Source organism: Asanoa sp. NPDC049573 (genome assembly GCF_040676615.1).
Classification (GTDB): domain Bacteria; phylum Actinomycetota; class Actinomycetes; order Mycobacteriales; family Micromonosporaceae; genus Asanoa.
Genome location: NZ_JBFAPI010000014.1, coordinates 75,636 through 96,092, shown reverse-complemented (window position 1 = coordinate 96,092; position 20,457 = coordinate 75,636). Strand labels below are relative to the sequence as shown.

19 protein-coding genes and 3 pseudogenes are annotated in these 20,457 nt (G+C 68.6%); 7 read left to right on the top strand and 15 right to left on the bottom strand.

Translation table 11 applies throughout. The features are described from left to right. Nucleotide 1: 1 nt before the first annotated feature. A complete protein-coding gene (locus AB0J74_RS27530; RefSeq protein WP_363452883.1) occupies nt 2-1,285 on the bottom strand; it encodes an extracellular solute-binding protein in 1,284 nt (427 codons plus the stop codon). Between the two features lie 266 nt (nt 1,286-1,551). Between AB0J74_RS27530 and AB0J74_RS27525 the strand changes: the two genes are divergently transcribed. The 4 genes and pseudogenes from AB0J74_RS27525 (at nt 1,552) to AB0J74_RS27510 (ending at nt 3,489) form a co-directional block, all read left to right on the top strand. Continuing rightward, nucleotides 1,552-2,220, top strand: coding sequence for a BON domain-containing protein (locus AB0J74_RS27525; protein ID WP_363452881.1), 669 nt, complete (start codon nt 1,552-1,554; stop codon nt 2,218-2,220). Nucleotides 2,221-2,571: 351 nt separating this feature from the next. Further along, on the top strand, nt 2,572-2,979 hold the full coding sequence (locus AB0J74_RS27520; RefSeq protein WP_363452879.1) for an STAS domain-containing protein: 408 nt from the start codon (nt 2,572-2,574) through the stop codon (nt 2,977-2,979). Then, nucleotides 2,976-3,311 (top strand): annotated as a pseudogene (locus AB0J74_RS27515) (epoxide hydrolase N-terminal domain-containing protein); the annotation flags it as partial. The gene AB0J74_RS27520 and the pseudogene AB0J74_RS27515, both read left to right, overlap by 4 nt. Then, the gene (locus tag AB0J74_RS27510; RefSeq protein WP_363453100.1) at nt 3,223-3,489 is read left to right on the top strand and encodes a hypothetical protein; all 267 of its coding nucleotides are present in this window, start codon (nt 3,223-3,225) and stop codon (nt 3,487-3,489) included. The pseudogene AB0J74_RS27515 and the gene AB0J74_RS27510, both read left to right, overlap by 89 nt. Before the next feature lie 636 nt (nt 3,490-4,125). On the opposite strand, the pseudogene AB0J74_RS27505 reads toward AB0J74_RS27510, so the two are convergent. The 3 genes and pseudogenes from AB0J74_RS27505 to AB0J74_RS27495 all read right to left on the bottom strand — a co-directional run. Then, nucleotides 4,126-4,326 (bottom strand): annotated as a pseudogene (locus AB0J74_RS27505) (Asp23/Gls24 family envelope stress response protein); the annotation flags it as partial. Nucleotides 4,327-4,475: 149 nt separating this feature from the next. Then, entirely contained in the window at nt 4,476-5,531 is a 1,056-nt protein-coding gene (locus AB0J74_RS27500; protein WP_363452877.1) for an acyl-CoA desaturase, read from the bottom strand. A 69-nt stretch (nt 5,532-5,600) separates the two neighbouring features. Then, nucleotides 5,601-5,981 carry a hypothetical protein gene (locus AB0J74_RS27495; protein WP_363452875.1) on the bottom strand — a complete coding sequence of 127 codons (381 nt, stop codon included), beginning with the start codon at nt 5,979-5,981 and terminating at the stop codon, nt 5,601-5,603. A gap of 65 nt (nt 5,982-6,046) precedes the next feature. Between AB0J74_RS27495 and AB0J74_RS27490 the strand changes: the two genes are divergently transcribed. After that, on the top strand, nt 6,047-6,313 hold the full coding sequence (locus AB0J74_RS27490; RefSeq protein ID WP_363452873.1) for a hypothetical protein: 267 nt from the start codon (nt 6,047-6,049) through the stop codon (nt 6,311-6,313). 46 nt (nt 6,314-6,359) lie between these two features. On the opposite strand, the pseudogene AB0J74_RS27485 reads toward AB0J74_RS27490, so the two are convergent. Continuing rightward, nucleotides 6,360-6,929 (bottom strand): annotated as a pseudogene (locus tag AB0J74_RS27485) (response regulator transcription factor); the annotation flags it as partial. 482 nt (nt 6,930-7,411) lie between these two features. Continuing rightward, the gene (locus AB0J74_RS27480; protein ID WP_363452871.1) at nt 7,412-8,101 is read right to left on the bottom strand and encodes a fasciclin domain-containing protein; all 690 of its coding nucleotides are present in this window, start codon (nt 8,099-8,101) and stop codon (nt 7,412-7,414) included. A 337-nt stretch (nt 8,102-8,438) separates the two neighbouring features. Between AB0J74_RS27480 and AB0J74_RS27475 the strand changes: the two genes are divergently transcribed. Further along, nucleotides 8,439-8,960, top strand: coding sequence for a hypothetical protein (locus tag AB0J74_RS27475; RefSeq protein WP_363452869.1), 522 nt, complete (start codon nt 8,439-8,441; stop codon nt 8,958-8,960). A gap of 250 nt (nt 8,961-9,210) precedes the next feature. Beyond that, nucleotides 9,211-9,756 (top strand): DUF5994 family protein, encoded by a 546-nt coding sequence (locus tag AB0J74_RS27470; RefSeq protein WP_363452867.1) that lies wholly within the window; start codon nt 9,211-9,213, stop codon nt 9,754-9,756. 548 nt (nt 9,757-10,304) lie between these two features. On the opposite strand, the gene AB0J74_RS27465 is transcribed toward AB0J74_RS27470, so the two are convergent. The 9 genes from AB0J74_RS27465 to AB0J74_RS27425 form a co-directional block, all read right to left on the bottom strand. Further along, nucleotides 10,305-10,976 carry a maleylpyruvate isomerase family mycothiol-dependent enzyme gene (locus AB0J74_RS27465; protein ID WP_363452865.1) on the bottom strand — a complete coding sequence of 224 codons (672 nt, stop codon included), beginning with the start codon at nt 10,974-10,976 and terminating at the stop codon, nt 10,305-10,307. Then, nucleotides 10,973-11,551 (bottom strand): TetR family transcriptional regulator, encoded by a 579-nt coding sequence (locus tag AB0J74_RS27460; protein ID WP_363452863.1) that lies wholly within the window; start codon nt 11,549-11,551, stop codon nt 10,973-10,975. Before AB0J74_RS27460 ends, AB0J74_RS27465 begins: the two co-directional genes overlap by 4 nt. Before the next feature lie 475 nt (nt 11,552-12,026). Continuing rightward, on the bottom strand, nt 12,027-12,968 hold the full coding sequence (locus AB0J74_RS27455; protein ID WP_363452861.1) for an arginase family protein: 942 nt from the start codon (nt 12,966-12,968) through the stop codon (nt 12,027-12,029). A gap of 223 nt (nt 12,969-13,191) precedes the next feature. After that, entirely contained in the window at nt 13,192-14,016 is an 825-nt protein-coding gene (locus tag AB0J74_RS27450) for an SAM-dependent methyltransferase (protein WP_363452859.1), read from the bottom strand. 330 nt (nt 14,017-14,346) lie between these two features. Next, nucleotides 14,347-16,638 carry a pyruvate dehydrogenase gene (locus AB0J74_RS27445; protein ID WP_363452857.1) on the bottom strand — a complete coding sequence of 764 codons (2,292 nt, stop codon included), beginning with the start codon at nt 16,636-16,638 and terminating at the stop codon, nt 14,347-14,349. A gap of 1 nt (nt 16,639) precedes the next feature. Continuing rightward, nucleotides 16,640-17,605, bottom strand: coding sequence for a C-terminal binding protein (locus tag AB0J74_RS27440; RefSeq protein WP_363452855.1), 966 nt, complete (start codon nt 17,603-17,605; stop codon nt 16,640-16,642). Between the two features lies 1 nt (nt 17,606). Further along, on the bottom strand, nt 17,607-18,458 hold the full coding sequence (locus tag AB0J74_RS27435) for an SMP-30/gluconolactonase/LRE family protein (protein ID WP_363452853.1): 852 nt from the start codon (nt 18,456-18,458) through the stop codon (nt 17,607-17,609). Next, nucleotides 18,455-19,252, bottom strand: a complete 798-nt coding sequence (locus tag AB0J74_RS27430) for an SDR family oxidoreductase (protein WP_363452851.1) — start codon at nt 19,250-19,252, stop codon at nt 18,455-18,457. Before AB0J74_RS27430 ends, AB0J74_RS27435 begins: the two co-directional genes overlap by 4 nt. After that, on the bottom strand, nt 19,249-20,454 hold the full coding sequence (locus AB0J74_RS27425) for a mandelate racemase/muconate lactonizing enzyme family protein (RefSeq protein WP_363452849.1): 1,206 nt from the start codon (nt 20,452-20,454) through the stop codon (nt 19,249-19,251). The genes AB0J74_RS27430 and AB0J74_RS27425 overlap by 4 nt, the downstream gene beginning before the upstream one ends. Between the last annotated feature and the right edge of the window lie 3 nt (nt 20,455-20,457).

Here is a 20,457-nt window from a genome sequence, read left to right as displayed (position 1 = left end):
GTCACTTCACGAGATCGTTGATCTTCGTGGCGGCCCCGCTCAGGGCCTGGTTGGGGTCCTCCTCGCCGAAGATCACAGACTTCGACCACGCATCGCGGAAGGTCTGCCACACCTCGACCGAAGTCGGCACGTTCGGCACCTCGACGAGATGCGCCGCCTTGGTGGCGAACGTCTTGTACGCGGGGTTCGCCGCGAAATAGGCGGCGTACGTCTGCTCCAGGTTCTGGCGCAGCGGCATCTGGCCGGTCATCTCGAGCAGCTTGCCGTCCTGCTCCTCGCTGGTGGTGAACTTGAGGAAGTCCCACGCGGTGCCCCGGTTGGCGCAGGCCGTGTAGACCGCGATGTTCTTCGCGTCGCTGAACGTCGGCTGGTCGATCGCGCTGCCGGCCCCCGTCGGTACCGACACCACACCCCAGTCCACCTTGTCCTTGTACGCGGAGATTGCCCAGGGCCCGGCGGTCGCCATCGCCGCGGTGCCGTCGGCGAACGAGTCGCCGTTGTAGGCCTCCTTCCCGGCCAGGTTGTCCTTGTAGACCTGCGCCCAGAACCCGGCGACGGCCTTGCCGGCGTCGGAGTCGAAGGTGGCCTTCTTGTCCTTGACCAGGAGTTCGCCGCCGCTCTCGGCCGCGTACAGCGGGTAGAAGTCGAACCACGGCTGGAAGAACTGGCTCGACGGCGACGGGTAGATCGCGTACTTGGCGGCGCCGCTGGTGACGATCTTCCTTGCCGTGTCGAGGAACTCCGCGTAGGTGCCCAGCGGGGGGTTGTCGGCGTCGACGCCGGCCGCGGTGAGCACCTTCTTGTTGTAGAAGAGCATCACCGGGTTGGCCTTCCACGGCAGCTGGTAGAAGGCGCCGTCATCCGACTTGTACTGGTCGGCCGTGGCCCCCGAGCGCCCCGCGATGTAGCTCGCGCCGTCGGCGAAGTCGTCCAACGGGACGAGCCCGCCCTGGGCCTGGAAGTTGGGCACAGCCGCTGGCGAGGTGTTGTAGACGAGGCAGGGCGCGTTGCCGGCGGTGATGGCCGCGGCGATCACTGCCTCGGACGTCGTGCCGGCTGGGATTTCCTGCGCCGTGACCTTCTCGGTCGGGTGGGCGGCGTTCCACATTTCCACTGCCTGCTTGCCCCACGCGACTTCCTGGGCGTTGTTGGAATACCAGATGCTGATGGGACCCCGCGCGGCGGCGGCGTCACTGCCCGAGGTCTCATCTCCGCCGCCACCACACGCTGCGGTGGCGATTAGCGGCAGGGTGAGGACCGCTGCGAGCAGGGTTCGTGACTTCATCGCGTTCATGTGGACCTCGACTGGGGGGCGGGCCAACCGCCATCGGCGGTATGTCGGCCGCCGGGGTCCTGAGCGACGCTCGCAGCCTACGCCTGTTCGGCCCAGTCGGCGCGGCGCGTGCAAGAGAGAGGAGACAATAAATGTTGTACGTAATAGGTGTCTACTTTGCTCTATATACGGGAACTTTTTACCGAGTTAGAAGATTGTTTTGGCTATATACCTAATTGTCCTTGAGCAATCCTGCCCGAGGGACCATCGTTCGACTCATGACACAGGCAGTACAGCGCACCGACAAGGACCTCCAAACCCTCATCAGCGACGAGCTCCTCTTCACGCCCGACCTCGACGCCGCGCGCATCGAGGTGAGTGTGAAGGAGGGTGTCGTCAACCTTGCCGGCGACGTCGGCACTCTGCCCGAGCGGCACGCCGCGAAGCGGGCAGCCATGCGCCTGTGGGGCGTCAAGTCCGTCATCGACGGCATAGTCGTCCGCATCCCGCGGTCGTCCGGCACCGAAGACGGCGAGATCGCCAAGAAGGCCACGCAGCTGCTCGACTGGGCGGTCGATGTGCCTTCTGCCACCGTGAAGGCAGACGTCGACAACCACGTGATCACGCTGTCCGGCACCGTCGCCTGGGCATACCAGCGCGACGCCGCCGAGCGCGCCGTCACCTACCTCAACGGTCTCGCCGGGATCAGGAACGACATCTCGCTGAGCCAAGGCGGCGGGGTCACCGTCATGAAGCCCGCGGTCGAGAAGGCCATCGCGCGCAACGCCCAACTGCGCACCCAGGCCATCACCATCGACCTCAAGGACCACGAGCTGACCCTGCACGGAACTGTGCGATCCTTCGCGGATCGCCGCGGTGCCGAGCACGCCGCCTGGTCCGCCGCTGGCGTGACCAGCGTGCGGAACGACCTGCGCGTCACCCCCTGACCCAACCGACCCCGGCACACGCCCGGCAGCTCAACGCCCCATGGGATCGTCCAACGCCGCACGGACTGCGGCGCTGGCCGGTCCCATGGGGCTGTCCGGCCGACTTGTCGCAGGACAGAGGTACTCCGATGGAGGTGGACCAGTTCGGATGGCCCCACCAACCCGGTGTGCGAGTAGTCTGCCTGGTAGCTGCGCCGCACAGACGTGCGTGGCTCGTCGAGACCGCAGCACGCCGATCATGTGCTGCCTCCCCGGCCCGGGCCTGATCCCCGCCCGCTCTGACGCATTCCATGCAGTTAGGTCGGAGGAAACCTGTTCACCTCTTTCTCGCCTGTGACCCGGACCCCACAGATGCACATCGATACGACATACCCGTCGCGGGACACGGCCCGGGCTGCCGTCGTCGGTGAGGTCGACCTGGCAACCGCTGAGGATCTCCGCGACCGCTTGCTCGACGTGCTTCGCGGGCATCCGCCGGTCGCCCTCACCGTCGACCTTTCCGGCGTCACCTTTGTGGACTGCACCGGAATCAGTGCGCTAGTTGCCGTACGCAACGCCGTCGTTCAGGTCGACTGCCACCTGCGGGTCACCGGCGTCCGGCCCATCGTGCGTCGAATACTCGACCTGACCGGCTTGCTCAGCGTCCTCACCGTCCCGCCCGACCAGGCGCAGCGGCCGGTGACGAACCCCGAAACCCTTACCGGGTCGGGCTCATCCGCAACCGCCAGCGCAGACCCCGAGTGGCTGGTCGCTGCATGACCTGTGACCGAACGCCGAAAGACGAAGAGATCCAGCCCTGCCGGATCACGATTCCCGATGACGAGCCGGCGGATCTGTGGGACCGGGTCGCGCGAGTTCGCTGGGCCCCGCAGCCGGCGGGCGGCGACAAAGGCTATGGCGTCCCGGTCGCCGGGTACGCGAGCTGGGTGAGCACTGGCGTGAGCGCCACGACTGGAAAGCGTGTGAGCGAGACTCAACGCACGTCCCCAGTACACGACCACGATCGACGGCACGAACGTGCACTTCCTGCACATCCGCTCGCCCGAGCCGGACGCGGTCCGCTCGTGCTCAGCCATGGCTGGCCCGGCTCGGTCGCGGAGTACCTCGATATCCTGGGACCACTCAGCGACCCGGGCGGCTATGGCCTCGACCCGACGATCGCGTTCGACCTCGTGGTGCCCTGGTTGCCAGCGTTCGGCTTCTACGGCCCCACTCCCAACACACGGGGTGTGTCAAACGAACGGCACCTCTCTCCTCCCAACGGGTTGACACAGAGAGGTGCCGTTCGTTCCATTCCCTGCCCGACCCGCAACGCCGCGTCTCAGCGGCGCGCGGTCGCGATGATCCTCGTGGTGCTAGCTGTCGGGGTTGGTACGGTCGCGTCGGCTATTCGCAGCGACGTAACCCAGACCGAGCGCGATGATGATGATGGCGACGACCCACAGGATCTGAGCGGCGAAGCCGATCAACCCGAAAATCAGTGCACCGGTCAAGACGACCAGCATCACTCGACTAAGGCCCGTCCGCTGACCGAGCAGAAGCGAGATGCGCTGGGTCAGCCGTTGCCCTTCGGGCGTCTGCCCTGCAGCGCGCGCTGAATGAGTGGACATTGTTGGCGATGTACCTGCGGGTGGGTCACGGTGATTCGGGTTAACGGGAACCGCTTGCGGCGAGACCTCCGTGGCCGGAGCGTGGGGTGCGCTCGACGTCCGATGCAGAACAGACATGACATTCCCTAAGGGCTTCGCCGGTGTGGCTGGCACCTCAGACTGGGTGTCGTCGATTCCGGAATGTCTAAATCATACACCCGTTCGAGCCTGGCGCGCTTGGCCGTTTGCGCCGCCCGGCCGACCACCAGATCAGTCCCGGGGCGGCTCCACGGTCATGACACCCGTGACTCGCCGCTCACGCTCTCGCCCCCTCGCCCGGCAGGTGAATGTCGTTGATGTTGACGTTGACCTCGACGACATCGAGCCCGGTCATCCGTTCCACCGACGATTTCACGCTGTGCTGAATGCCCTTGCCCAGCTCATTGGCGGAGAACCCGTACTCCACCACGATGTCCAGATCGACCGCGGCCTCGTTCTCGCCCACCTCGACCCCGACGCCCCTGTGACGCGCTCGCGGCGGTTCCGGGCATCAAATCCTTCATCGCGCCTACGGTCCGCGCGGCCCCGGTGCCAATGGCGAACACCCCGGGCACGTCCCGGGCAATCGGCGCAGCTAAACGCCATAAGCCGAACTCGACTGGGTCTTCAGAGCGCGGGTGTCCGCCCGACGGTGTCGAGGTGGCGAAGTGCCTGGGTGTATGACGCGACCAACCCGGTTTCGAGGTACGAGACCCGGTGGGCGGCGCAGAACTCCTTGACGATGCGTTGGGCGTGCCGCAGGTTGGCTCGCGGCATCGATGGGAACAGATGATGTTCGATCTGGTAGTTGAGGCCGCCGAGCGCGAAGTCGGTCAGCCAGTGGCCACGCACGTTGCGCGAGGTCAGCACCTGACGACGGAGGTAGTCGGCGGCGTCGGCGGGGCTCAGTTGCGGCATGCCTTTGTGGTTGGGTGCGAAGGAGCATCCGAGATAGAGCCCGAACAAGCCTTGGTGTACGGCGATGAACAGCAGCGCCTTTCCCGGGGACAGTACCCAGAACACGACCCCCAGGTACCCGGCGGTGTGCAGGCCGAGCATGGCCAGCTCGATCAACCGGGGCCGCGTGCGGTCGCTGATCAGGTAGCGGACGCTGGAGACCCGCAGGTTGACCGCCTCCAGCAGCAGCAGCGGGAAGAATCCCCACGCCTGGAAGCGGTAGAAGAACCGGGCGACGCGCCCGCTGGCCTGTGCCTGCCTCGCTGTGAAGACGAGCGCTCCGGCGCCTACGTCCGGGTCTTTGTCCTCGTCGTTGGGGTGGGCGTGGTGGCGGCTGTGCTTGTCCACCCACCAGCCGTAGCTGAACCCGACCCAGACGTTGGCGAGCACGACGCCGGCGAGGTAGTTGGCTCGGCCGGACCGGTAGATCTGACGATGACCGGCATCGTGACCCAGAAAACCCAGCTGCGTGGAGATCACGGCGACGTAGGCGGCGGTGGCGAGCTGCCACCACGAGTTGCCGATGAGGATGAAGGCGGCGACGCCGACGGCGCACATAGCGGCCATGACAGCGAACATCGCGAGGTAGTACCCCGGGCGCCGGTCGAGCAGGCCGGCACGCTTGATCTCGCGAGACAGTTCGGCGTACGCGCTTCCCCGAGCTCTTTGATCTGGCAACGCGCTGCGTTCCGCTGACACGACGGGGGGCGGTTGGATCGACGGCATTCAGTCTCCTGGCACGGGTCGGAACGAGGGATCCGACGCCGGGGTCCAGGGCGAGCCGGTCAGTGGGAGTTACCCAGATCGACGCACTCGTACACTGCCCTCCCGAGCGCGTGTTCGGGGCACGGCGAGATCGGTGACCTCCCCAGTGGTACTGGTAGCGGCCAGTGTCGCCGCGGACAGGATCAGTTGGTTGACGATGTTGAGGAAGACCACCCGCCCGACCGCGCCGGCAACGACCAGGTAGGTGGCGTTGGCCTCGGTGCCGCGCACGTAGAGCCGGCCGAGTATCTTGAGCAGCTCCAATCCGGCGGCGACGAACAGCGCTGGTCCCAGGACCCGGCGCAGCGGCATTCGCAGCCGTGGCAGCGCGGTGAGCACGGCCACGATCCACATCAGATCTTCACCGCACCGTACGCCGACATCGTCGAGGGCCTCTTCGACGGAAGCCAAGGCATCGCCTACATCGACAGCGTCCTAACCGCCCCCAGGAGCTGTTCCGGCCGGAGACCCTCGCTTTGATCGCCAACCCGACCGGCCGGTACGCCGCCGGGCTGCGGGCCAACGACGTCTGCCATTGGGCTCCGAAGGTCCCGACCAGGCTCTACGCCGCACGCGGCGATCGGGACGTCGTCTTTGCCAACGCCGAACAGTGCCGCCGGCAGATCCTCGCTCGAGGCGGTACCGCAGAGATCATCGACCTGGGCGATGTCGACCACGTCGGATCCGCGATCACCTCGCTACCCCTCGTCCGCACCTGGTTCACCGGGCTGAGCCACCACTAGCCGAACGAGACAAACGTCGGGCGACCCACACCGGGTCGCCCGACGGTCACATGTCCAGCTTGGCGTCCTGGGCGAGGAGCGCGATCTGCGTACGGTTTTTGAGGGCCAGCTTCGCCAGCATGCTCGACACGTGCTGTTTCACGGTCGCGACGCTGGGGAACAGTTCGCGGCTGATCTCGGCGTTGGACTTACCCTGCGAGAGCGCTACCGCCACGGCTCGTTCCCGGTCGCTGAGCCGGCTCAACACGGTGCGCGCGTAGTCGCGGCGGCCGGTCGCGCTGGCGCCGTCGAGATGGGTGAGCAGTTGCCGGAGGACGGCCGGCGAGAGGAACGGCTCACCGGCCGCGACTCGCTCGACGGCGTGCAGGATGTCGGCCGGTGGGGTGTCCTTGAGCAGGAATCCGACGGCTCCGGCACGCAGCGCACGCAGCACGTACTCGTCGACGTGGAAAGCGGTGAGCAGGTTGACCTCGGGAGGGTCGGGGCTTCCGCGCAGCAGTTCGGTCGCGGCGAGTCCGTCCAGTCCGGGCATCCGGACGTCCATCAGCACCACGTCGGGCTTGTGCTCGGCGACCGCGGCCAGCACCGCAGAGCCGTCGGCCGCCTCGCCCACGACGCGTCGCCGCGGCTCAGAGCCTCGTGCGGCGAATCGAAGCCTGAGCAGCCCCTACCCGGCCTCCAGGTGGCTGATGGACTCGCCCACCCTTGCGGGTCTCCGACCGCCCGCACCTGTTCTCGATCAGGCTCCCGAGCTTGTGCAGGGCACCGCTGCAGGCCTCGCTGACGGATGCCGCGTGGTGCGTGACGGCGACCGGCTGCCGTCCGACGGGCCGCGCCTCCATCATGCAGCGCTTGTCCGCACCGCTGGATCGTCCAGCGGTCTCGCTGCCCAGGTGTACCTCCACGCGGGTGATCTGGTCGCCGAACCGCGACAGCGCGGACTCGACGTCGGCCTCGAGCCGCCGCACCATCCCATCGGCTGACCCGCGGGGGCCCAGAGCTGCCAGCGAAGCTGGGCTGACGCCAAGAGAAATGGTAGGAACGGTCCGTTCCAATCGGATCCCGACTGGAACGGACCGTTCCTAACACTGCTTCAGCTCAGGTGGCGTTCGGCGTCGGCGTGCCCGACGTCGGCGGTGTGAGCACCGAGTCGATCATGTAGATCGTCGCGTTCCTCGTCTGGATGTTGCCGCAGACCACGTTCGCGGTGTTGTTGACGGTGAAGTCCTCACCGCTGCCCGTGACGGTCAGGTCCTGGCCTTCCATGGTCCGGTGTGTGCCGGCCAGGTCGTTCGGGCTCAGCCGCTCTGGCACGACGTGGTACTGCAGCGTCCGGGTCAGCTGCTGCTTGTTGGCCAGCAGCGCGTTGAGCTGCGACTGCCCGACCTTGTTGAACGCGTCGTTGGTCGGTGCGAACAGCGTGATGTTCTGGGCGTTGTTCAGCGTATCGGTGAGCCCCGCCGTCCTGATCGCGTTCGACAGCGTCGACATCTGCTGGCTGCTGGCCACCGCGGTGGCGACCGGCTGGTTGGCCATCGACGAAAGGCTGCCGGCGCCCGAGGTCGGCAGCGCGGCGCAACCTGGGCCGAAGACCTGGCCGCTCCTGCCGGCGGTCGCGGTATCCGTCGGCTGAGGGCTGCGCGTCGAGCCCCCGCCGGGCGACGTGGCCGTCGCGCCACCGGTTGGCTGGAGGGCGTTGGACGGGCTGGTGTCCGAGCCGCACGCCACCATGGCCAGGGCCATCGCGGCCACCGTTACGGCGAGACCCGCTGTCCTGAAGACGCGCATGATGCTGAAATCCCCTCGTATCGGTTTTGAGTTCTTCACCCAGATTCGTACCAGCATGTACCGAGCGATGGTGCCTACTTGACGCAATCGAGACATTGCGTTACGTGATACCAATCGCCCCCGTTCGACTCGCCGCCGCGCCGGCCGTACCGTATGAATGCGTCTTTAGCAGCAGTTGAACGGAGTTGGTCGATGACGCGGCGGGCGCCGCCGTCGACGAAATCGGGCAGCCGGATGGGTGGACGCGCTCCATATCCACCGCTCCGAAGCGGAGTAGCGTTCCGGGCATAGACGTCGACGTTCGGCGAGCGGTGTGACGACCAGAGAGCGGGCAGCGGTGAGTCTGCACCTGTCCAGCGCACGCGGCACGGCACGGCGCGTCGTGCTCAGCTGCGACGTCGCGGGCTGCGCGGTGCAGGTCGAGCCGCCCCCGATAGAGTCGTGGCGCAACGACGCGGACGCCCGTGTGTGGGCACGGGACCACGCCGCAGGCTGGACCCATGACCCGGTCCGGCGGACCGACTACTGCCCGGCCCATGCGGCGTTCAGCGTGGCCCCGGCCGCCGGCGCGGTGGCGCCCCGTCCCACGATGACGGCCCGCGACAATGCTGGTAACCCGCTCAACCGCGACGAGTACGCCGAACAGCTGCGAAAGCAACTCGCCGGGGACCGGCCGGTTACCGGCGCACCGGGAGCGGTGACGACAGCGCAGGCAGCGATCGCCGCCCGGCTCCTCGACGAGTTGGCCGGCGTCTACCACGGCGAGAGCATCGGCACGCTCGCCCACGAGGTCGCCACGCTCCTCGACCGGGCGGCGGTGGTCGACGGCGGCATGGCCCGTGGCGGTGAACCAGCGTAGGGTTGGGGCGTCGCTCGAGACCCCGGCGGCCGACAGTCCGCCGCTGGCGGACGCTCCGCACCGATCGAACGTCACCCATGACGCCGGACGCCGTTCCGCGCTAGACGGTCCCCGCTGTGTTGCCGCGTACGGCCTGATGGGCTGGCACATTTCCCGGTAGCGGCCACGTTCGGCACGCCTTTCCTGGGTTGCCGTCCAACCACCTCGGGACGCCAGTGCCGCGCCCCTTTCCCGTCAGGACGGTAACGCCGTGCCCACCATCTCTGAACGCGCCACCATCGTGGCGTCCACGCCGCCATCGTCGCCACGACTGGTCCTCGCCCCTGTCCGCGCCAACCAGGCGGTCCTCGACGGCGGCTGGTGGCCCCGGTCCTGGGACCCCGTCGCTGAACTTCCCGGCCTGGTCCTGGCCCTGTCCGCCCGCTACGGGACGATTCGCCAGTTCATGCTCAACAGCGCCACCTGGGACACTCGTTTCAAGCGGATCGCGGTGGGCGACGGCGTTGTGCGGGTCGGTTGGTTCACCAGCATCGACCCGGCCGTGGTCATCGCCACCACCTACGGCGGTGACCAGGTCGACCTGCTCGTGGTCCCGCCAGCGACCGCACCCGCGGCAGCCGACAAGGTGATGGCCGAGGCCGCCGACCCGGCCAACTTCACGCGAGCGCAGGCGATCCTCGCCGCCATGACCGCGGCGCCGGTCCGGGTGGCGGACGACGACGGGCAACCGGCCTGGGACAACGAAGGCGGTCGCACCCTCGCGCCGGCCCGGCGGGCGTTGTCGCCAGCACGGTGAACAGCAGCGACACCGCAAACGATCACGCCAACCGACCGAAAGGGCGCCATGGCTACCGCAATGCGTGTAAAGAGGACCGTGGTGGTGGTCGCCGCGCTCCGGTCGCGGGATCTGCACGGCAGGGCCGACTGGGTCGAGAGGGAGCTACCCCCGCTCATCGACACCGCGAGCAACGCCTAGCTGATGCGAACCCTCGGCATTAACCTCGATGCGTGACCGCACGGCGCGGCGCCGGTTAGCGTCGCCGGCTTCAGGACCGTTGGTACTGGAGCCTTGCCCGTCGGCTCGACAACGAATTGCTGCGTAGCCGGCTTCGTGCGGAAGCTACGCGCACGCCTCGTCCTGTGGGCGCTGGACCACCCTGATGACAACGTGGGCAGCGCCGCGTGGCGACGGTGGCTGCGAGCGGAAGGCCGCCCGGTGACCGGGCCCGTCACGCCATCACAGTTGGCCGCGATGAAGCCTCCGGCCGCCGCCGCGATCCTGGACCTGGCACCGCCGGACATCGCACGCGTTTTGGAAGGGCTGACGCAGGCGGCGCCCTTCGCTTAGGAAAGGGCGGCGGCGAGTTCCGGGATCCCATCGCCGGACAGCTGCGGCAGCGCCACGGTGCGGCCGCAGCTGATGAGTAGCAGTGCGCTGATCGGTCCGACCACCTGGGGACCGGTACCGGCTGACCAGGCCACGTCGGTGGCGACGAGCCCGAACCTGCGCACGATGCGGACCGACGGCAGCGGCGGCGGCCAACGCATTGCCAGCGTCCGGCTGGCCGCGGCGGCCGCGGCGTCCGGTGGCAGGTCCAGCCGTCGGCCCAGCGGTAGGGCGATGTCCTGACCGTGGACCATGATGTCGATCAGCGTTTCCAGTTCGGTCACGACCAGGGTGTGCCGGCGCGAGTCGGCCATGGTGCGGATAGTCGCCGAGAGTTGGCCGGTGGTCCAGGAAGCGGCGCGTCGGCGGGCGGCGTGCTGGACGGTGCGGTCCATCGTGCCGCGCCAGTGCAGCATCGTCGCGATCAGTTCGCTGAAGCCGAGCTGCTGCAGAGTCAGGTGTGCGGCCACGTCCCGTACCGTCCATCCGGCGCACAGCGACGGGTGGTGCCACTCCTCGTCGGACAGCTCGTCGAGCAGGTCGGCGACGTTTCGTCGTTGGGTGCTGATGACCTGCCAGAGCCGCTCGTGGTCGAGCCCGACAGGGGCGGGTGCGGGTTGCTGGGTCATGACGATTCCTCCGTGCTGCGTGGTCGGATGACGCGGGGCACGAGTTCGGTGATCTCCGCCGTCGGCCCGAACTCGGGGTCCGGGTTGGCGAGCTGGTGCAGCACGAGGCCGGTGAAGTGGTTCATGATGAGCGGCGCCTCGCGCTCCGGGTCGGTCGAGCCGGCGATGCGCATCCAGTTGAGGAACCAGGCGTAGACGCGGGCACCGCCGTCGGTCAGCTTCTGCCGCAGCGGTGGGTGGTTCGCCGCCTCGACGAGGATCGCGTACCTCGCCAGGGTCAGATGCCGGTGCTGGCCGGCTGCCTCGCGGGCGGCCTCGACCAGCGTCTCGGCCAGCTTGGCCGGCGTGGTGGGCGCCGCGGTCGTGGCGAGTTCCTCCCAGTTGGCCCGCTCCCGCTCGACGATCCGGTCGACCACCGCAGCCAGCAGCGCGTCCCGGCTGCGGAAATGGTTGGAGGTCGAACCCGCCGGCAGGCCGGCTGCGGCATCCACCGCCCGGTGGGTGAGCCCGTGGATCCCGGATCCGCCGAGTACGGCGATCGCGGCATCGAGGAGTTCCAGTCTACGGTTGGCCATGCCGATACACTACGATAGTAGTGATGATTACTACAAGTGCTGCACCCCGCGGGGACCGGGCACGGCAGGCACGGGCCTCGATCAGGGCAGCAGCCACCGCCGGGCGCGGCCGACCGGGCTCGGACCGCGCCCATGATCACGGCCGCTATCACGGCCAACCGTGAGTAGCTGTCGGTGTTCGGCGGCGGCCAGCCATCGCCAGAGGCGTTCGACGGCGGTGGCGAGTCCGATGGCCGGCGGGTCGCCGGTCTGGCCAAGGTGATCCAACAACGCGAGTTCGTCGGTACGCGCGCGGGACAGGACCGCCCTCACCAAGCCGTCTTTGTTGCCGAACGGGAAGTTACCGGACCCATCCTGCCTCAAGCAGACTGACGGAACCTATTAGATGAGGATGCGACCGAGGCGTTCGTGGTAAGCAGCAGCATGTCCGCAGCCGGCGTCAGCGGTCAGCCACTGGGAAGTGCCAGACGATGCGTCACGAGGGTCGCCCGGACAGCGCGGTGACCAGCGCGGCGGCGAGGGTACGGGCGGTTGAGCCGTCTGGCTCGCCGTGGTCGGGGTTGAACTCCGTGACGGTCAGGCCCGCGCACCCGGGATGGCTGAGCAGGACGGCGAGCGCCGCCATGGCGTCTGCCAGCGTGAGCCCCTTGTTGTATTCGGGCCAATTGGCGGCGGGAAGGTCGTAGAAGTCGATCACGTCAACGTCGAAGTGAACGAGGAATCGGTCAGCCGTGGTCAGGAGGGCAGTCGCCGCATCAAGGGCCGCTGCGACCGGGTCGGCGGCAACCTCAGCGGCGCGGACGGTGCGGCTCGCTAGCCGGCCCAAGGCCAGGTCCTCGCCGGTGGCGGCCGGGTCGCTGGGCGGTGACGAGGTGACACCGAAGAAGCCGATCCGGTCTGGGGTGAGCAGCGGCCTGCGCGGACCGAGGGCAGCCAACTCCGCAGCGGCACCGGGAAGATCGAGGACATGGGCAACGGTCATCGAGTCTACGATGCCGGTCGGGTTGTCGGCCGGCGTCCGCAGGTCCGGTCCGCCGTCGAAGTAAAGCAGGGCCGGGTCCAAGCCGCTGTCCAGGGCCGCAGCGACGACCGCGATGCTGATACTGCATTCGCCGCCGATCACAAGTGGCGTCCGGTCGGCCGCGAAGACGGCGCCGATCTGCTCGCGAACATCGCGCAGAACCTCGAGTATGCGGCTCAGATCGTGTGGACGGCGTTCCTGCGGATGGGGCCGCCACCGGGCGACCGGTCGGTCACCGTGGTCGACCACATCGTGCCCGGCCTCGCGCAGCAGTTCGACCAGGCCGGCCGAGCGCAATGCCTGCGGCGCCTTCTCCTGTCCGGGCCAGTGCGCCGCCGCGCTGGACGGCACCCCGAGCAGCCCTATCGGGCCCGTGAACCCGCCGGCTTCCCGCACCTACCCAAGATACCGATCGCGCGACCACTCCGCTCGGGACAGCCTGGAGGGCGTATACCTCGCCGCCGACGTCTTGCGAACTGGCGCCATCGGCCAGTCCGGGGTTTCGACGGCGTCGTCGCCGATGGCGTTGCCGATCCCACGGTTACGTGCCAGTAAGCGAGCCAGGAGCTGTCGAGTTTCGGTCGGGTGTGTGTGGGCAGACCACCAACCGCGGCGGGCATCACGCCCGGTAGGCCACACCGGCGAACTCGTCCACTTCGGTGCTCTCCAGATCAACGGTGCCCGGCTGCCACTGGGCGCAGGACACCACGCCGGGCTCGACCAGCTTCCAGCCGGAGAAAAACCGAGCGATCTCGCCCGGGGAACGCAGTGTAATCTTTGGCTTTCCGAACTGGTTCCAGTGCCGAACGCCGTCGTCGCTGGCCGCGCCGTAGACCGCGTTGGTGGCATGGTTGATCACCAGGTAGCTGCCCGGGGCCAGGTGGTCCTTCAGCCGGTCGACGATCGCGTACGCCGCCGTCGTATCAGGCAGATGGTGCAGCACACCGATGAGCATCAGCGCGATCGGCTGATCGAAGTTCAGCGTGTTGGCCGCTTCGCGCAGGATCGTCTCCGGATCCGCCAGGTCGGCGTCGAGGTAGTCGGTGACGCCGGCCGGATCGCTGGTCAGCAACGCCCGCGCGTGCACGAGCACCAGTGGGTCGTTGTCCACGTACACGATCCGCGAGTCGGGGGCGATCCGCTGGGCGACCTCGTGGGTGTTGTTCGCGGTCGGTAGACCGGTGCCGATGTCGAGGAACTGGCGGATCCCGAGCTCGCCGGCCAGGTGGGCGACAGCCCGGCCGAGGAACGCCCGGTCCGCTCGAGCCTGCGCGACGATGCTCGGCAGCATCTGAATCACCTGGTCGCCGACCTGGCGATCGGCGGCGAAGTTGTCCTTCCCGCCGAGCCAATAGTTCCACACGCGTGCCGAGTGCGGGACGTCCGGATTCAGCCGCGACACGAGTTCGTTGTCGACGTCCGAAGAGGAGAAGTTGTGCGTCATTTTGGCACCTCAACCGGGTGAGCGGGATCATCACCCTAGCCGAAGTCGGTCGATGTTGGGGGTCGGCGGAGGCAGCCGCAATGGACGTCGCACACGTGATCACAGACGTAAGGGTCTCGGCGCAAGGTGAAAGTCAAACAGGGCCGGAACCTACCTCGGCACGCGCCGGTCACGGCGCGACGATCTCCTTGCACGCGCGCGCGGGGAGCTCACCGGGCAGGGCGTCAAGGATCGAGGCCGCTGGTGTGCAAAATCGTGTCCACGGTGTGTTCGAAGTCGGAGGTCCTACGTCGGTTCGGTCGCGTCAATGTCGCAGAACTATGTCGATGACTACGCGAGTAGGTCGAGCCCGGCCTTGACAACGCTGCCGGCGTCGATGCCGTGGTGGGCATAGACGTCAGCGAGGTCGCCACTCTGACCGAACTCCGAGACACCGAGTAGTGCGGAGCGTACGCCGTTGATGGCCGCCAGGAAGGCCAACGCGTGCGGGTGCCCGTCGAGGAGCGTGATGAGTGTGGTCGCGCGGTGGCTCGGGAAGACCTGGTCGAGGATCCACGGGTCTCCCCCACCGCGGGCCCGGCTGCGGAACGCCCGCAGCAGCAGGTCGGCACTGGTGACGCAGACGACGTCGGTCTCGACGCCCTGCTGGTGCAGGCGTTCGGCGGCGATCACGGCCTCGGGCACGGTCGCGCCCATCGCCGCGATCGTCAACGCGGGCTTCGCACTGGCCCGCAGCCGGTAGCCGCCCGCGAGGACCAGTCGTCGCCGCCGTTCCCGGGCCACCGGATCGTCGGGGGTCTCGGCGAGTGCCTGCCTCACCGGCCGGGTGCTCAACCGCAGATAGGTCGAGGAACCGTCCGGCACACCGAGGCGACTCATTGCCGCGAGCAGGATCCACTCGACCTCCTGCGCGAAGGCCGGTTCGTACCCGACACAGCCGGGCTGCTCGATCGCGATCGACGGTGTCTTGATCGACTGGTGGGCGCCGCCTTCGGGCGCGAGGCTGACACCAGACGGTGTGCCAATCAGGATCGACTGGCCGCCGGCGTAGATACCGAACGACCACGGTTCCAGCGCCCGCTCCACGAACGGGTCGTAGACGACGCCGATCGGGAACAGCCGCTGCCCCCAGCGACTCCACGTCGACCCCAACTCCCCGAGCAGACCGACGAGGTTTGTCTCCGCGATGCCCAACTCGATGTGTTGTCCAGACGGGCTCTCCCGCCAGTGCAGCAGCGTCTCCCCGTCGTCACCGAACCAGTCCTTGCTCTCCCGGGGCGCCCAGACACCGACTTTGTTGAGCCAGCCACCAAGGTTGGTCGACGAGCTCACGTCGGGGCTGATGGTGACCACCCGCGACGCGAGGTCGGGATCTTCGCGGCTCAGGTCCAGCAGCACCCGGCCGAGTGCCGACTGGGTGGTCGCCACGCCCGATGGGCGCCGGCCCACCTCGGTGGGGATCCGGATCGGCGCGGGCACCGGCACGGGCGGCCGGACCAGCCGTTCGCGCGCCGCGGCGCAGAGGTCGCCCGCCGGTGTCCCGGACGGGAAGCGGTCCCACCAGGTGTCCGGTGTGACGCCCAGTTCCCGCGCCAGTGCCTCCATCTGGGCGCCGTCGAGCAGGCGGGAGTGGTTCTGCGGATGGCCTTCGGACGGAAGGCGAAAGCCCTTGATCGTGTACGCGAAGATGACGGTCGGCCGGCCATCGTCGATGTCGCGCAGGGCTTGGTCGATCAACTCGAGGTCGTGTCCGGCCAGGTTGCGGATCGCGGCAACCAGCGTCTCGTCGTCCGTCGCACTGACGACCCGGAACACGTCACTGTGGCGCGGCTCCGCGTCCTCGACGAGGCGGCGGCGAAGCTCGGCCGGCTCACAGCGCAGCAGCCGCTGGTATTCGGCGTTGGTCATCTCGTCGATCCGGTCCTTGAGCGCGGTACCGCCGGGCAGGGCGAACAGGCGCTGCAGGACGCGTCCGTACTTGAGTGTGATGACCTGCCAGCCCAGTGCGCGGAACATGTCGACGTAACGCCGGGACGAGGCGTGCGGGACGACGCGATCGAGCGACTGCCGGTTGAGGTCGACGATCCAGACGAGCTCGCCCAGGGTGGACACCTGGGGGTCGAGCAGCGCCTCCCAGACGGCGCCCTCGTCGAGTTCGGCGTCGCCGAGCAGAGAATACTGGCGCCCTTCCAACGGCAGGTCGGACCGGTCGGCGACGAACCGTCTGGCGATCGCACCCCAGATCGGGGCGGTGGCGCCGATGCCGACCGAGCCGGTCGAATAGTCGACCTGGTCGGGGTCCTTGGCGCGGCTGGGATAGCTCTGCAGGCCGCTCCAGGAGCGCAGGGTGGTCAGGTAGGCCGGGTCGAGGTCACCGAGCAGGTAGTTGATCGCGTGCAGGACCGGGGACGCGTGTGGCTTGACCGACACCCGGTCCGTGGCCCGCAGGTGGCGCATCCACAGCGTCGTCATCAGCGACGTCATCGAGGCGCTGGACGCCTGGTGCCCGCCGACCTTGATGCCGCCGGGATTGGGGCGCACCCGGTTGGCGTGGTCGACGATCGCGGTCGAGAGCCAGAGGACCCGACGGTCGATCTCCTCCAGGGTGCTGCGGCCGGTCACGTCACGTCGCCTCCTTCACGACGACCCCGTGCAGGTCGCGGCTGCCCGAGGCGTAGGCGATCGCGTCTTCGAGACTCCATCGGGCCAGTCTGGAAGCGGAACGGGTCGAATACCAGGCGACGTGCGGGCTCATCAGCAGTCGGGGTGCAGACCGCAGTGGGGAGTCGGCACCGAGTGGCTCGGTCTCGAAGACGTCGATCGCGGCGCCGCGCAGTCGCCCCGCGGTCAGCGCATCCGCCAACGCCGCCTCGTCGACCAGCCCACCCCGGGAGACGTTGACCAGCACGGCACCGGCGGGCAGCAGGTCGAGCTCGCGGGCTCCCACGATGCCGCGCGTCCGCGTCGTGAGCGGCAGGTGGACGCTGACGAGGTCGCCGGCGCGGAGCAGGTCGTCGAGTGAGTCCGCGGCGACGACCGGTGCGTCCGCGGCGCCGTCGTACGCGAGGTCGAAGACGTGTACCGCCCGCACCGACGGACGGAGCCGATCGGCGACCGCCCGACCGATCCGGCCGTACCCGATCAGCCCGAGAGTGAGCTCGTCGGTCGGTGGGATCTCCCCCACGCTGGGCGCTGGTGGCCATGCACCCGAGCGCACCGCGCGGTCGTAGGTGACGACATTGCGGTGGCACGCGAGCAGCATCGCCACGGCATGGTCGGCGACCTCGGCGACGGCGTACGCCGGTTGGTTGACCACCGCCACTCCGCGTTCATGGGCGGCGCCGACATCGATCGAGTCGAGGCCGACGCCGGCGCGGACGATCACCTGCACGGAACGCGGGAGCGCGGCCACATGTGCGGCGGTGAGCGGGTGCAGGCTGACGACGAGGGCGTCCGCGCCGTCGGCGAGATCGGCGAGGTCGGCGGGCTCTGCGATGTCGCCGACCCGCAGATCGGCGACGGACGCGAACACCCGGCGCAGGGCGTCCAGGTTACTGAGCGAACCGGACGCGATGGCGATGCGTGACAACTCAACCTCCGAAGGCCTGGGAAGGTTGACCGACGACGCCCGGCACCACGGCGAAGACCGCACCGGCGAGCGGCTCCGATCCGCGTTCGAGCCCGAGGCTCGACGTGGTCACGAGGAGAGTGGCCAGGCCCGGTCCGCCGAACGTGCACGCGGTCGGCTGCGACACCGGGACGCGTACCCGATGGGTCAGCCGCCCGTCCGGCGCGTAACGGACCACTGCCGATCCGCCGTACAGCGCTACCCAGACGCCGCCTTCCGCGTCGACGGTGAGGCCGTCGGGTATGCCGTCCGCGACGGGTATCCGGGCCAGTGGCCGTTGGTCGCTGAATCCGCCGGTCTCGTCGTAGCGGTATTCGTCGAGGCGCTGCGTGGCGCTGTCGATGAAGTAGGCGCGGGAGCCGTCGAGCGACCAGCCAAGGCCGTTGGAGGTGGTGATCTGCCCCAGGACCTCTTTCACCTCGTGGTCGGATGTCATCCGGTAGAGGGCACCGGCACCCGGGCGGCCGGAGGTCGAGAGGCTGCCGCACAGGAAGGCGCCGTAGGGATCGCAGGCGCCGTCGTTCATCCGCAGATCCGTGTCCGACCACAGTGGAGGAAGGTGGCTGGGTTCGGTGAACGATCGGCCGGCCAGGGCGAAGCCCTGTTCGACGCCGAGCACCCAGCCTCCCTGCGACCGTGGGCGGATGGCCGCGGCGACCCTGCCCACGTGCCGGCGGTCGATGTGGGAGCCGTCGACGACGACCACGTCGCCACGCAACATGTCGACCAGGGCGAGGCTTTCGTCGGTCGGGTCCCAGACCGGGCCTTCGCCGTGCTGGGCGACGACGTCGCTGTAAGGCTCTGCGAGGATCACGCGCGGGTCTCCCTCGAGGCGAAGGCGATCGTCGGATCCGCCGGAAAGGTGTTGCTGCGGGCCGCCATCCCGTTGTCGACGGCGAGGACGTGGCCGTTGATGCTGAAGGCGGCGTCACTGACGAGGAACGCCACGACGCGGGCGATCTCCTCGGCGGTGCTCAACCGGTTCATCGGCGACAGTCGCCGGGTGTCTTCCCATGCACCCTCCGGGTCTCCGGAGCCGTCGGCGAGGCGGGCGCCGGCGGGCGTGAGCACGGCGCCGGGCGCGACGGCGTTGCAGCGGATCCCGAGGTGTCCATATTCGACGCAGACGTAGCGGGTCAGCGACTCCAGGGCCCCTTTGCACGTGTCGTAGAGGGCATACCCCGGGAAGGACGCGCGGGCGTGGATGGAGGAGATGTTGACGATGCTTCCGGCCGTCCCGGTCGCGAGGAACGTCTTCAGGGCGATCTGGCTGCCCAGCAGCGGTCCGACGAGGTTGGTGCCGACGACCAGGTCGATCTCGGCGGCGTCGACCTCGTGCAGGGCGCCCAACCGCACGACAGCGGCGTTGTTGACCCACGCGTCCAACGGCCCGCCGAGGGTCGCCTGGTCCGCCGCGCGCTGTAGCACGCCCGCGTCGCGAACGTCGCCGCAGATCGTCGCGACATCGGGCAGTTCGGCGACGAGATCGGCCAACGCGCCGGCGTGGAGGTCGACCGCGACCACGTGGCGGTCGGCGCAGAGCACCCGCACGATCTCGCGCCCGATCCCGGATGCCCCACCGGTCACCACCGCCGAGGCGGGCATCATCGGTCCTCGGTGGAACGGACTAGCACCCGGTCGCTGGCGAGGTAGGCCGGGGACAGGTGCAGACCGTGCCCCGGCCGGTCGGTCGGGCTGACGGCGCCGTCCAGCACCTCGGGCAGTCCGTCGACGCAGTCGCCGTACCAGCCTTGGTAGAACGCCCGCACGCTCTCCTGCAGCAGTGCGTTGGTGGCGCTGACGCTCAGGTGGATGCCGGCGGCGAACACGACGGGGCCGGTGCAGTCGTGCGGTGAGAACGTCAGCCCGCCGACGTCGGCGAGCGTGGCGACCTTCTTCGCCTCGGTGAGCCCGCCCATCCAGCCGATGTCGAACATCACGGTGCCGAGCGGCACCTCTTCGATCAGCGTCCGGAAGGCCCATGGCGTCGCCAGCGTCTCACCCGCGACGATCGGCACACGGGTGCGCTCGGCCACCCGGCGCAACAGGTCCAGCGAGTCGACCTTGACCGGATCTTCGATCCAGTAGGGCTCGATCTCCTCGAGGGCGGCAACAACGTCGAACACCGCGGGGGTCCGCCACAGCCCGTGCAGGTCGACCATGATCTTCATCCGGCGGCCGAAGGCGTCATGGATCTGGCGCAGCGGTCGCAGGTCCTCGTGGAACCGGTCCCAGTCGATGTGCCGGCCCTCACCGGCGAGAGCGAGGCCGTCGAACGGCCACACCTTCATCCCGGTGATCCCGGCGTCGAGCAACTCTCCCGCGAGCTCGACCGGTCGGTGCCGCGAGGCGTAGAGGTCGTCGAGGGGATGCGAGGCGGCGTCCGCAGGGAGATTGCCCAATCGGTCGACGTTGGCGTCGGTCATCCCGTACGCCGGTCCGGCGCAGGAGTTGTAAACCGGGACGGCGGCGCGGGTCCGCCCGCCCAGCAGTTGGTAGAGCGGCACGCCGGTGACCTTGCCGAGGATGTCCCAGAGGGCCAGGTCCAGGGCCGACCGGGCCCTGGTCGCGACACCGCTGTCGGAGAAGCCGACGAAGTCGTCGTAGAGCTCGCGGGAGATCCGCTCGAGCTCCAGCGGCGAGGTGCCGAGCACCTTCGGTGCCACCGCCTCGAAGAGGTGTGCCTCGACGGCCGCGGTGCCCAGGCAGGTCTCGCCCAGCCCGACGATGCCGTCGTCGGTGAGGACCTCGAGGAACAGGATGCTCGGGACGGCGGGGTCGCGGATCGTCCGTAATTCGCTGATCTTCATCGC